The sequence below is a fragment of the Streptomyces sp. NPDC001093 genome (genome assembly GCF_040298985.1).
Lineage (GTDB): Bacteria > Actinomycetota > Actinomycetes > Streptomycetales > Streptomycetaceae > Streptomyces.
The window spans coordinates 1-11,969 of sequence record NZ_JBEPBF010000043.1 but is presented as its reverse complement, the minus strand read 5'-3'; the positions used below and the strand labels follow the sequence as shown (position 1 = coordinate 11,969).

Here is an 11,969-nt window from a genome sequence, read left to right as displayed (position 1 = left end):
GCGGCGGGCCCCGCCCGGGGATCGCGCGCGGTCCGCGCCGCCTTGCGAACCGGTCGGAACTGCCGCGCTCGGGGCGCCGTAACCAATGATCACTCTCAGCAGTAAGGCCTTCCCGGCTCGGATGCGAATCCGCCGGGGAGGCCTTTTTCATGCCCTGGAGGGAGCGTCTTGTCGATCACCGGTTGCGGAGTACCAGCAGGTCTGGCGGAGATCGTCGCTGGACGAATGTGCGAGGATACCCGGGTGAATGATCTGTTCGTCCGCCCGGCCGGAGAGGCCGACTTGGCTGTCCTCGTCCGCCTCCGCGACGACGCGGCACGCTGGATGCTCACCCGCGGTGTCACCGGGCAGTGGCGGCCCGGAGAGCTGGACGAGGACCACTTCCGCCGGGCCATGGTGCATGGCGAGGTCTGGCTCGCGGAGGTCGGCGGGCACATCGCCGGCGCCTGGGAGCTTTGGTGGGAGGACGAGGCTGCCTGGGGTCCGCAGCCGCCCGTGGCCGGATACGTGCACCGGCTCATGGTGGACCGAGACGTCGCCGCGCCCGGGACGGGGCGGCAACTGTTGAGCGCCGCGGAACACCGAGTGGCTGCGGCGGGTAGGACATGTGTGCGCCTGGACTGCGTGGCCGACAATGCACAGCTCAACGCCTACTATCAGAACGCCGGTTACCGCGTCGTGGGCCACAAGGAAGGCAAACCGCAGCCGGGCGGGACGCCCAAGTCCTTCACGCTGCTGGAGAAGCAGCTCTCGCATGCGGGGTAGGGCGGAGATCGGGCATCTCTTTCCGGTCGTGGCGTGACGTACCCGAGCGGCGCCGACGGCACATTCGACCGCTCCTCGCCGCAGCCCGTACACGCACGGAGATGGACTGACAGGTAGCACCCGACTCCACAATCGTGCGAGCCCTCACCGCCGGCACCCGCAACGACTGCACGCAGGCTGAAGCGGCATCAGTCGCATCCCTGTCTCATGCGCGCGCCTGCGGCCCACCAGGCGGCCTGGCAGTCGGCGACCCTCCGCAGGACTGTGAGCAGAAGGCCGGACAGCCCGATGCAGGCGCCCACGCCTGCGCACGTCGGCCGGGCAGGTGCGGTGGGGGTTCTCGCAGGTGGTACGGAAGGGGGCCGACGGCCACGGTGAAGATCAGGGCGCCCGCACCCCCGGCCGAGGAGCCGCACCCCGCACCACACCCCGCACCACACCCCACATCGCACCCGCGCCGCGCACCCGCGCCGCGCACCCGCCCCGCGCGAGGCCGGCCGGCCAGGGGCTCTGGGAGAAGGGGCATCGCGGAAAGGGCTGGTGTTCAGCGCGGAATCACCCAGCCCGGCACCCAGGTCCCGGCGGCGTCGTGGTCGGCCGCTGTGGTGGCGAGGTGGGCGCGCAGGGTGGCCAGCGCTGGGTGGGGGTTGTCGCGGTGCCAGAGGAGCGAGTGCGGGTAGACGGGCGTCGGGTCGGTCACCGGGATGCGGCGCAGGCCGTGATCGGCGGGCCAGACAAGGCGGGTGTGTTCGCCCATGAACGTGGCCAGGGCCGGGGTGTCGGCGATGGTGTCGAGGAGCGCGTCGGAGCCGAAGTTGGGGCCTGTCGCCTCGAGGGTGAGGCCGAACTCGGCGACGAGGTCGTCGTAGTAGGCGGCCCACTCGGTACCGGGGACGATGCCGGGCATCCAGATCCGGTGCCCGGCGAGCTGAGCGAGGGTCACCGAGCGGGCCCCCGCCAACGCGTGGGCGGGGCCGGTGAGAAGCTGGAGCGGCTCGTCGAGCACACGGACGGACTCGATGTCCTCGGGCAGGGGCCGGCCGGGAGCGCCGACAGCGCGAAAGGATGCGTCGATCGTGCCGGAGCGGATGGCGGCGACGGCCGCCTCGATATCGAACAGCATCACCACGTCGAGGTCGATTTTGGGGTGCGCGTGGTGGAAGCCGCGCATCAGGCCCGACGGCGCGACACGCGAGGCGATCACGTCGACGCGCAGCGGACGCCGGCCGGTACGCACGGACGCGACCGCACGCTCGGCGACGCGCAGCAGCTCGCGTGCGTGGGGCAGGAACGCCTGCCCGTCGATGGTGAGTTCGGCGCCGCGCGTGGTGCGAGTGAACAACCGCACACCGAGGGTGCGCTCCAGCGCGGCGATGCGCTTGGAGACGGCCTGCTGGGTGACCGCCAGCTCGGCGGCGGCCTCCTGGAACTGCCCCGCGTCGGCGGCGGCGACGAAGGTCCGGACGGTCTCGAGGTCCATGTCGACACCCTATGCAAACAACCAGTGGTTGTGGACGGTGACCCTGCGGTTGTTTGATCCCTGGGTACGGTGCTCGCTTTGATGTTTCCTAACGCGGATCGGTTGTGCGGGAGTGGCGAGGGGGGCGTCGGGCATGAACAGCGGGCACCGGCAGGGACATCTGCTCGGACGTCGGCTCGGGCGTCGGCTCGGGCGGCGGTTCGGGTGGCTCTGGGGAGCGTACGCGACCAGCGCGCTCGGCACGTGGCTCGCCTTCGGCGCGATCCCGCTGATCGCCATCCGGGTGCTGCACGCCGGACCGGCCGAGGTCGCCGCGCTCTCCTCCGTGGGGGCTGCGGTGGGCGCGGCCGTGGCGTTGCCGCTCGGCCCGTGGGTGGAGTTCCGCCGCAAGCGGCCGGTGCTGATCGCGATGGATCTGGTGCGGTTCGCGGCGCTGCTGACGATCCCCACCGCGTTCGCGCTCGGCGTGCTCACCTTCCTTCAGCTCCTGCTGGTCTCGGTCGTCGTCGCGGCCGCCGACATCACCTTCGGCGCCGCCTCCGGCGCGTATCTGAAGACGCTGCTGCCGGCCGAGGACCTGCTCGTCGCCAACGCCCGATTCGAGTCCACGGCCTGGACGACCACGATCATCGGACCGCCGCTGGGCGGCGCGGCCATCGGGCTCCTCGGACCGGTGGCGACGGTGGCGGCCGACGCGGTCAGCTACCTGCTCTCGGCCCTGGGCATCCGCGCGACGGGCGGGCACGAGGCGCGGCCCGAGCGCCGGGAGGTCGCGCGCATGCGGGCCGGAGACCTGCTCGACGGCTGGCGGTACATCCTCGGCGACGCGGCGCTACGTCCGCTGTTCTTCAACACCGCCTTGTTCAACGGCCTGGTGATGGCCGCCCAGCCGCTGCTGGCCGTCCTGATGCTCGGCCGGCTCGGGTTCGCACCCTGGCAGTACGGTCTCGCCTTCGCCGCGCCCTCGATCGGCGGGCTGATCGGTTCGCGGCTGGCCCGACCGCTCGTCACCCGGTTCGGGCAGCACAAGGTCATGGTCGTGGCCGGGGGACTGCGCGCGCTCTGGTCGGTCGGCCTGGCCTTCCTGGGGCCGGGCACCGGAGGGCTCCTGCTGGTGATGGGCGTCGAGCTCGGGCTCATCTTCTGCTGCGGGGTCTTCAACCCTGTCTACGCCACCTACCGCCTCGAGCGCACCCCGACAGACCGGGTCACCCGCACGCTGTCCGCCTGGACAGTGACGACCAAGGCCTCGACCGCGCTCCTCACGGCCGTCTGGGGCGTGCTGGGCAGCCTGCTCGGCCCGCGTACGGCCATTGGCCTGGCCGGCGTGCTCCTGCTGGCGACCCCGCTGCTGCTTCCGCGTCGTGCGTCAGCGCAGCTCTGCGACCCGGAACCGGCACCTAGCCGCACCTGACGGCTGTCACGGCCGTCACCGTGATCGAGCTGCGCCGCCCTTCTTCGAAGCGGTCCACGCCTGAGCGTTCAGCTCGGCGACGAGCGCGACGGCCTCCGCCGCAGCCAGTGGGGGCGCGGTGCGGCCCATCGTGGCTCACCGCACTCAATGTGCTCTACAGCAAGCCGCAGGCCACGGCGCCTGTGCGCCGGCGGGCCCCGCTGGGCTTGCGAGGACAGACTCGGGGCGTGGACGACGCGGCCGCCCAAGTCCGCGGTGCGCGTAGTAGCAGTGTGTCCGGCGCCTTCCCGTAGGCCTGTCCGTGGACTCGGCAACCAGTCCCCATCGCCCAGGACGTGGCGGCCGACCGCAGCCCCAGGCAGGTGTCACTGTCCCCCTGGCCTGATGCGTCCGCGCCACGCTCCGGACTCTCCTCCGCGCTGCTCGATGTACTGCTTGAAGCGCTTCATGTCGCCCTTGACACGCCGGTCCAGTGTTCCGAGCATGTCCGCGGCCTTCTCTGCGGCCCCACTGGGTTCGACATCCATGACGAGTTCCACCCTGGTGTGCATGTCGTCCACACGCTGGAAGCGGACGGAACCCTTCTGTGACGTGTCACCGCTCGTGGTGCGCCATGTGATGCGGTCGTCGGGATGCTGGTCGACGATCTCCGTGTCGAACTCCCGGCGGACTCCACCGATCTTGGTGGTCCAGTGGTTGTGGCGATCGTCCAGCTGCCTGACTTCCTCGACGCCTTCCATGAATTCCGGGAACGTCTCGAACTGCGTCCATTGGTTGTAGGCGGTGCGAACGGGCACGTCGACTTCCACTGTTTCCTTGACCGTGCTCATCAGTGCCTCCGTTGATGGATCTAGTGCTGAGCCGAGTACCCGGCGAGTCACCGGCTACTACCTCGGGCTCGTGCTTCCACGACCCGGCGGCACCGACCGGGCCTTGCTGCGCGAAAACGCAGTGGAGAAGTTGATCGCGGCAATATCCGGGCTCAATTTGTTGAATGTGCGATCAGGTGTGGGGCGTCGGAATGCACTCGTCGGAATGCGCTACAGAAACATCTCAGCCCCGCGACATCGTTTCGCTCGCCGACCGGGCTTCCAGTAGCGTCCCACCCGTGAACACCCTTGACGCCCTGGTCCGCCTCTGCCCACCTCCGCTCGGCTCACGGTGCGCGGTGGACTGGGCGAAGGCCGAACGCTCCCTCGGCACAGCTCTGCCCGCCGACTACAAGCTGCTGGTCGAGACGTACGGCGACGGGCTCTTCGACGAGACGATCTGGCTGCTCGTCCCCGACTCCGCCCACGGCGACTGCGACTTGCACGCGCAGACCGCGGAACGGGCCGAGATCCTGGCCGCGTTGTGGGACGCGGGCGAGGAGAGACCCGCCGAACTGCAGGAAACGGATGCGCGGGTGCTGCCATGGGCTTTCGAGGAGGGCACGGGGGCGTTCCTGTACTGGCTGGTGCGGCCCGGTCAGCACCCCGACGAGTGGACGGTGCTCTACAACGAGGGGCGCGGCCCACTGTGGGAGTACCACGACACCGGGTGCCTCGCCTTCCTGCTGGCGGTGCTCACGGGGACGGCGGAAACGGAGTACTTCTGCTACTTCTACGAGGTGCTGCGACCGGAGGAGCACCGATTCGTGCCGGCCGCCGAGATGCTGGAGGCGCCCCCGCGGTGACCCCACCGACCGCTCTCGATGCCTTCGTCCGCCACTGGCGCCTTCGGCGCCTTCATCGGCATACGGCAATCCCCTCGGCTCCACCGACTGGATCTCGCTGACCGGGCCCATGACCGGTGTCGTGGAACGGCAGCCGGCAGCCGGCAGCCGACCGAGCGAACGGGCAGCATTGTCGTGAACCAGGCGCGTGGGCCGGGTGGTTCGCCTTCGACGGGGGCCTCGTCGAGTTCCTTGCCGTCGTGGTCCTCGCCGCCGGTCCACTTCGCCCCCCGGTGAGCGCACCGGCGTCTACCACACCGGCCCCGGCTGGCCGGCCGGACGAGACCGAGAGCCCGGAGCACCTGAACCGCCGCCTCACCGTGGACTGTTGAAAAGACATCCGCCACGGACCCCGGCAAGGCGGCAGCGCAATGGAGCGCAGCGCGTGAGTTGATCAGGCTGTCCTCGGAGAGGTCCCGGCTGGGGCGGCTCGACGCCAGCCGACCCCGGCGCGCGCTGCGATCCCATTCGGCACGGCACGTTCAGTGCGGCTCTGGATGTGCCCGGGCCGGTCGAGGGCCGGGTGCGCCTGCACCGTTTCGACGGGCGGTGGCGGGTGCGTCACGGGCTGGTGGGACGGCCGTGGTGCTCCCCGCGCCTACCAGTGAGCGGGGCGGCCGAGCGTGGGAGGCAGCGCGGTCGCCGCGTCTCCCTTGGCCGCGTTCAGCTGTGCCTGGGTGAGGAACAGGGCGCCGGTGAGGTCGGCCCCGCTGAGGTCGGCGTCGCGCAGATCGGCCCCGATCAGGTCGGCGTCGCGCAGATCGGCCCCGCTGAGATCGGCGGCGACGAGCAGGGCGCCGCGCAGGCTCGCCCCCCGGAGGTCGGCGCCGGCCAGCTTCGCGCCCATGAGGTCGGCTCCGCGGTGGTTCTTCTTGCGGCCCGGGACCTGGGCCCGCGCCAGCTCGCTGGCCCGCAGCAGCAGTGTGTTGACCTCGCCGCGCAGCGCGTTCACGTCGAGTCCGATGATCGACTCGGCGCTGCCGCGGGTCAGGTCGTCGATGTGGGCCAGCGCCCGCCGCAGCTCCTTGTGGACGGGGCGGGCCGGTGTGAGGTCGAGGGCCTCGGTGACGTACCAGAGCAGCTCGTGCAGCTGCCGCATGACCGGGAAGACCTCGAACATGGAGCGCGCCGTCTTCGGTGCCTGACGCCAGTCGGTGCCGCCGAAGGTGATCTGGGACACCTTCTGGCCGGCGCCGAAGCAGTCGAAGACGGTGCAGCCCGGGTAGCCCTTGTCGCGCAGTTGCGCGTGGATGCCGCAGCGGAAGTCCGACTGGAGATTCGAGCACGGTTGCCCGGCCGGCTTGGTGACGGCGAAGTCGGCGGACCGGGCGAAAGGCAATGCCACGCAGCACAGGCCGGAACAGTTGGCACAGTCGGCCTGCAGGTCCTTGCGGTCGTGGGAGGTCTCACGCTCGTGGGTGGCCCTGCGGTTCCGGTGTGCTTCGGGGGCGTGGGATGCCCTTCGGTCGTCGCCCTTTTGGTCCGGTCGGTCCTTCCCACGGTTCTGGCGGTTCTTCCCGGCCTGCTGCGCCTTGCGGTCCTGGCCGACGGCGGCGCGCTCGCGCCCCTGGCCCGTGGAGGCGGCACGCTCCCGGCCCTGCGCCCCGGAAGGGCGCTTGCGCTCGCCGGCCTCGGACGGCCGCCCTTGCCCGTCGGCGGCAAGGGACCGCTTGCGCTCCCCGGAGGCAGCGGGGGGTCCGTGCTGTGGCGACACCGTGTGTACTCCTGTGAGGCGATGACACCGCACAACGCGGCGCTCCTAGAACGCCTTGCATTCTCGCAGACGGCACGCGCTACCGCGGCTGCCGTTCTTCTGCGGCACCGCTCGATCCGACTGGCGGCCAGCCGGAGCAGAGGATTCTCCAGATGATCGATTCCAAGTGCCAGTGATCCGACGTCGGCGGTCAGTGAGCGCGCTTGATCGGCTGCGTTTCTCTGTGACGGTCAGTATGCGCGGACGGGGGCGAGGGCCTCTGCGGGCTCATGCGCCCACGGTCCCGTCGATGCCTTCGCGCAGAAAGTCCGCGTGACCGTTGTGGCGGCCGTACTCCAGAAGCATGTGCACCATCACCATCCGCAGCGATACTTCCTCGCCCCATCTTGGCTGGTAGCCGGCCAGCTCCAGGGATTCGGCCTGCTGCTCGATGCGGCGCGAGTTCTCCACCTCGGCCTCCCAGGCTGCGAACGCCTCGGCCCTCGTCGAAGCGCTCGCGTCGTACGCGGCCTGGAAGTCGATCTTGTCGGACCAGACCATGGGCGCGTCGTTGTCCTCGAACACGCGACGGAACCAGGCACGCTCCACCTCTGCCATGTGCCGCACCAGACCGAGCAGCGAAAGCGTCGACGGCGGCATCGACTGCTGCCGCAGTTCCTCGTCGGTAAGCCCTTCGCACTTCATGGCGAGGGTCGCTCGGTGGTAGTCCAGGAAGGCCCTCAACATGTCGCGTTCGCTGCCGAAGTTGGGGGGTCCTGTGCGATGGTCACTGACCACTGGTCGGCTCCTCGTCCGTGCCTGCATTCAGGGCCAGTATCTACGCTCCTGGGTGGTGGTCGTGCGGCGCTGCCGGCAGCACGGGCTCCGGCCGGGGCGTCGTAGGCCACGGTGCCGTGAGGTGCCGCAAGAGCGAGGCCGGCGGGGACGGCGGAGTGTGCGCACCGTTTTCTACACTCACCGGATGAGCAACTACACGTGCACACAATGTGGCACCGTCGGTCTGATGGAAGGTTTCATCGAAGACGCCGGCGAGCATTCGCGTGGCTACGCGCGCTGGATCGAAGGGGCGTTGGAGAGGGGGATTTTCGGGGGTGCCAAGCGGATGGGCCGGCCCCGACGGCAGATAGAGGCGTTCCTCTGCCCCAAGTGCGGGCACTTGGAGCTGTTCGCCACCGGCGAGGCGTAGTCGCCCTCGTTGTCCTGCCACACCCCCTGCCGGCGTGCGAACGTCGGACGCCAGGGCCTGGATGACCTGGGCCCTGCGGCGCGTCGCAGGGCGTCTGCTGCGGCCCGGCGGATTAGAGCACACACGATCCTGGCCAGGGCCGTCGTGGTCGCTGTGCACCCGGCGAGGTGCGGGCCTGGTCGGGCGCCTGCTCCGCGTCCGTCAGCTCATGCCCGGTGGACTTCCATGCCCCCGCATGACGACCGAAGCCCGGATGCGAGGATGAGACGCCATGACAGCAGGGTGGTGTGCTCGCGCGATACGGGCCGCGGTGTTCGCGGCCGTCTGCGTGCTGCTCGCCGCCCTGGGCCACGTGCTGATGTCCGGGAGCGACGTGCCCGCGTGGGCGTTGGCCGGTGGCGTGGCCGGGACCGGTGCCGCGGGCTGGTGTTTCGCGGGACGTGAGCGCGGCCTGCCGTTGATCGTCGCGGTCGTGGTCGCCGCCCAGGCCGTGTTGCATGAGGCGTTCTCCTACGCCCAGTCGGCGTCCGGCCGTTCGGCCTCCCTGGACATGAGTGGCATGGACTCCATGGACATGACGTCGATGCAGATGGGCTCCATGGACATGGGACACATGGGGCACATGGGCATGAGCCACATGGGCATGAGCCACATGGACCGCATGGGCCACTCCATGGGCGGCGGCTTGTCCTCGTTCGGCATGTTCACCGCCCACCTGCTCGCCGCGGTGCTGTGCGGCCTGTGGCTGGCGTACGGCGAGAGGGCCGCATTCCGGATCATGCGGGCGGTGGCCGGCTGGCTGGCGGCGCCGATGCGGCTGCTGCTGGCTCTGCCCGTCACCCCGGACCGCCCACGCGTTCGCAACCGGCGTCGCCGCTCGGACCGGGCACCGCGGCTCCTCCTTCTCGTCCACGCGATCACCTCTCGGGGTCCGCCTGTGGGAACGGCTGTCGTCTGACGACAGCTGGTTTCCCGAGGCTGCCCATGTGCGCCTCGGGCCAGGTCCTACGACCGCACGGGTGATCCAGGCGCTGCAACGCCACCGAGGTGATCCAGGCGTTGCCGCGCCACAGCGGCGTAGGGCCGTCTGCCCACTTCACCGGACCGCACGCGGCCTTGCGTGCCCTGGTCCGGATCACGGTCGACCCGAGAAGGACACCAGGTGATGACCTCTGCCCTGCCCGCCTCGCGCGCCAAGCACGGCACAACACGCAACGAAACAGCAGCGCTCGACGAATCGATCACCGCGTGGGCGTTGGCCGCTCGAGGGGGTGACGCGGACGCGGTGGAGCTGTTCGTGCGGGCCCTGCACTCGGACGTCCAGCGCTATGTCGCCCATCTGTGCGGCGATCCCCAGACCGTCGACGATCTGGCGCAGGACACGTTCCTGCGGGCGCTCGGCAGTCTGCACCGGTTCGAGGGGCGTTCCTCGGCCCGTGCCTGGCTGCTGTCCATCGCCCGCCGCGCGGTGATCGACAGCTACCGGCATCGCGCCGCCCGGCCGCGCCTGTCGGACGTACCGGACTGGCAACTGGCCGTCGAACTGGCCCAGTCGTGCGACCTGCCCGGCTTCGACGACGGCGTCGCCCTGCTGGATCTGCTGGCTTCGCTGCCGCAAGACCGTCGGGAGGCGTTCATCCTCACGCAGCTGCTCGGCCTTCCCTATGCGGAGGCGGCCGAGGTCAGCGACTGCCCGATCGGCACGGTCCGTTCCCGGGTCGCCCGAGCTCGCGCGACTCTGATGGACCTGCTGGACGAGGCGTCGAGGCCCGCCGCGCTGGCGGCGTGACGATCCGGGAAGGTGTCGGTGCCTGCAAGTCCTGGCACTGACACCGTCGTCAGCAGCTGACACCGAACCGGGGTGGCCGCGCTTGCGATGGTGAAGGAGAACCTGGGGCGTGAGCGGCCGTGGCGTTTCCTCCCGAGCCGTATCGCCGACTTCCCGGGAACTCGCCGGGTGTTTGTTCCGACTTCTGGACCGGGCGACGGAGATTCGCCCGCGTACCGAGTGGGTCCGGGAGTTTTTCGATGCGTTCTCGTGTGTGGGGCGGTACGGCGGCCGTCGTGCTCGGCGGCCTGCTGGCGGCGGGCTGCGGCGGCGGGGGCCGCGGAAGTGGGGGCACGGGGAGCGAGAGCGCGGGGCGGGCCGGAAACGCCGTCTCGGGCGCCTACCCGGTGTCCGTCACCGACTGCATGGGGGCCCGGACCACCTTCTCCGCCGCTCCGAAGAAGATCGTCACCAGCAATGCCTCCAGCCTGGAGCTACTGCTCCGCCTCGGTGCCGGCGACAAGGTGATCGGCATCGGCTTCCCGCCCGGCAGGGGCACACTGCCCGGCACGCTCGACGCGCAGGCGCGGAAGGTGAAGGTGCTCAGCCGGACCGTCATCCCGAAGGAGAAGCTGCTCGGCTCTGGCGCCGACCTGTACATCGACACCTTCGCCTCCGTGGGCGGCATGGGCGGCGGAGGGATGGGGGACACGCCGACGGCGGAGGAGTTCAAGGCGGCCGGGATCAAGCACATCTACCTGAAGTCCACGGCCTGCGCGGCGCAGAGCAGGACCCCGGTGACCGACCTGTCCGCGGTCGAGGCCGACATCACCTCCCTCGGGGCGGTCACCGGCACGAGCGCACGGGCGAAGGAACTCGTCGCCGGGATGAAGAACAAGGTGGACGCCGTGCAGAAGGCGGTCGCCGGCACGGCACAGACCAAGCGGCCGACGTACTTCTTCTTCGACTACGACGCCGGTGCCGAACAGCCCACCGTCACCTGCAACCGCCAGGTGGCCAACGCCGTGATCACTCTGGCCGGCGCCCGCAACGCCTTCGCCGACTGCTACGGCGACCACAGGCAGGTCGCCGCTCGCAGTGCACGGAAGCGTGTGGTCTCGGTCCCGGGCTTGCTGCCCTGGGGCGCCCTCATCAGCTGATCGCCGAGCTTCTTGAAGGTCTTCGTGTACGTCTGTGCGGAGAGGCCGGCCTTGTTGATCGTGTTCACGGCGGTGAGCACCTGGCCCACCTCACCGGCGCAGTAACCGGACGCGCCGAGCGCGAGGAGCCCGCTGAGGTTGAAGCCCGGGTCGTCGAAGAGCGTCATCACCCCGGGCGTGGGACCGCGGGCCGGGGCGGAGGCCGACGTCGCGCCACGGGGAGTGGGTGCATTCCCGGACATCGCGTCCGACGAGGTGCACCCGGCGGCCAGCACGGCCCCGGCCCCACCGGCGAGCCCCGCGAGCGCGGTGCGGCGGGTGGGGCCGGATGCGCGATCACTCGATACGTACGTCACGCCAGCCGAACGTACGAGCAGCGTCCCCGGGCTCCTCTCCGCGACACCCGCCGCTCCTCCGAACGGCACTCCACACGCCCCCCACCAGCCGCGCGCGGGCGCCTGCCCCGCTGGACGGCGCTGATTCCGGTCATGTCAATCACGGGCGGCAGGGGCTTCCAGGGGTGACGGTGCCCACGAGAGCGGGATCACATCCTAAGCAGGATCGTAGAACGAGATGCCCCTGAACAGGACAGATGCAGGCATTGTTTCCGATTTCAGGCGTTTTGCCGGTAGTGGGGTAGTAGGTCACATCATTGCCTTCCGCCCCGGCCGCCGCTAAACATTGCTGTCGTCGCCGGGAGCCACCGGCCGGACCGAGCGGGATTCCGCCGGCCCCGCCCGCTCCCGACGCAGTACGGGGCCCCGCCCC

Annotated in this window: 11 protein-coding genes and 1 pseudogene; 7 read left to right on the top strand and 5 right to left on the bottom strand. The window is 70.3% G+C overall.

The annotated features are described in order from the left end of the window. The first annotated feature begins 225 nt into the window (after positions 1-225). Positions 226-765 carry a GNAT family N-acetyltransferase gene (locus ABT288_RS22100; protein ID WP_351610470.1) on the top strand — a complete coding sequence of 180 codons (540 nt, stop codon included), beginning with the start codon at positions 226-228 and terminating at the stop codon, positions 763-765. 544 nt (positions 766-1,309) lie between these two features. Here the strand turns inward: ABT288_RS22100 and ABT288_RS22095 are convergent. Then, on the bottom strand, positions 1,310-2,245 hold the full coding sequence (locus tag ABT288_RS22095; RefSeq protein ID WP_351610345.1) for a LysR family transcriptional regulator: 936 nt from the start codon (positions 2,243-2,245) through the stop codon (positions 1,310-1,312). Positions 2,246-2,378: 133 nt separating this feature from the next. Here ABT288_RS22095 and ABT288_RS22090 point away from each other — a divergent pair, with 133 nt between their 5' ends. Next, positions 2,379-3,659: an MFS transporter gene (locus ABT288_RS22090; protein WP_351610342.1), complete on the top strand. Its 1,281-nt coding sequence runs from the start codon at positions 2,379-2,381 to the stop codon at positions 3,657-3,659. Between the two features lie 365 nt (positions 3,660-4,024). On the opposite strand, the gene ABT288_RS22085 is transcribed toward ABT288_RS22090, so the two are convergent. After that, entirely contained in the window at positions 4,025-4,489 is a 465-nt protein-coding gene (locus tag ABT288_RS22085) for an SRPBCC family protein (protein ID WP_351610340.1), read from the bottom strand. Between the two features lie 278 nt (positions 4,490-4,767). Between ABT288_RS22085 and ABT288_RS22080 the strand changes: the two genes are divergently transcribed. Continuing rightward, entirely contained in the window at positions 4,768-5,334 is a 567-nt protein-coding gene (locus tag ABT288_RS22080) for an SMI1/KNR4 family protein (protein ID WP_351610338.1), read from the top strand. Between the two features lie 637 nt (positions 5,335-5,971). Here ABT288_RS22080 and ABT288_RS22075 read toward each other — a convergent pair. Together ABT288_RS22075 and ABT288_RS22070 are read right to left on the bottom strand one after the other, a co-directional pair. Beyond that, complete coding sequence (locus ABT288_RS22075; RefSeq protein ID WP_351610467.1) at positions 5,972-6,757, bottom strand: pentapeptide repeat-containing protein; 786 nt, start codon at positions 6,755-6,757, stop codon at positions 5,972-5,974. A 597-nt stretch (positions 6,758-7,354) separates the two neighbouring features. Then, positions 7,355-7,891: a DinB family protein gene (locus ABT288_RS22070; protein ID WP_450864036.1), complete on the bottom strand. Its 537-nt coding sequence runs from the start codon at positions 7,889-7,891 to the stop codon at positions 7,355-7,357. 157 nt (positions 7,892-8,048) lie between these two features. Between ABT288_RS22070 and ABT288_RS22065 the strand changes: the two genes are divergently transcribed. The 4 genes and pseudogenes from ABT288_RS22065 to ABT288_RS22050 form a co-directional block, all read left to right on the top strand. After that, the gene (locus ABT288_RS22065; RefSeq protein WP_351610333.1) at positions 8,049-8,273 is read left to right on the top strand and encodes a hypothetical protein; all 225 of its coding nucleotides are present in this window, start codon (positions 8,049-8,051) and stop codon (positions 8,271-8,273) included. A 271-nt stretch (positions 8,274-8,544) separates the two neighbouring features. Further along, positions 8,545-9,231 carry a hypothetical protein gene (locus tag ABT288_RS22060; RefSeq protein ID WP_351610330.1) on the top strand — a complete coding sequence of 229 codons (687 nt, stop codon included), beginning with the start codon at positions 8,545-8,547 and terminating at the stop codon, positions 9,229-9,231. A 204-nt stretch (positions 9,232-9,435) separates the two neighbouring features. Beyond that, complete coding sequence (locus ABT288_RS22055; protein ID WP_450864034.1) at positions 9,436-10,062, top strand: sigma-70 family RNA polymerase sigma factor; 627 nt, start codon at positions 9,436-9,438, stop codon at positions 10,060-10,062. Between the two features lie 239 nt (positions 10,063-10,301). After that, positions 10,302-11,129: pseudogene (locus ABT288_RS22050) on the top strand (ABC transporter substrate-binding protein); the annotation flags it as partial. On the opposite strand, the gene ABT288_RS22045 reads toward ABT288_RS22050, so the two are convergent. Beyond that, positions 11,108-11,557 carry a hypothetical protein gene (locus ABT288_RS22045; RefSeq protein ID WP_351610324.1) on the bottom strand — a complete coding sequence of 150 codons (450 nt, stop codon included), beginning with the start codon at positions 11,555-11,557 and terminating at the stop codon, positions 11,108-11,110. The pseudogene ABT288_RS22050 and the gene ABT288_RS22045 overlap by 22 nt on opposite strands. Between the last annotated feature and the right edge of the window lie 412 nt (positions 11,558-11,969).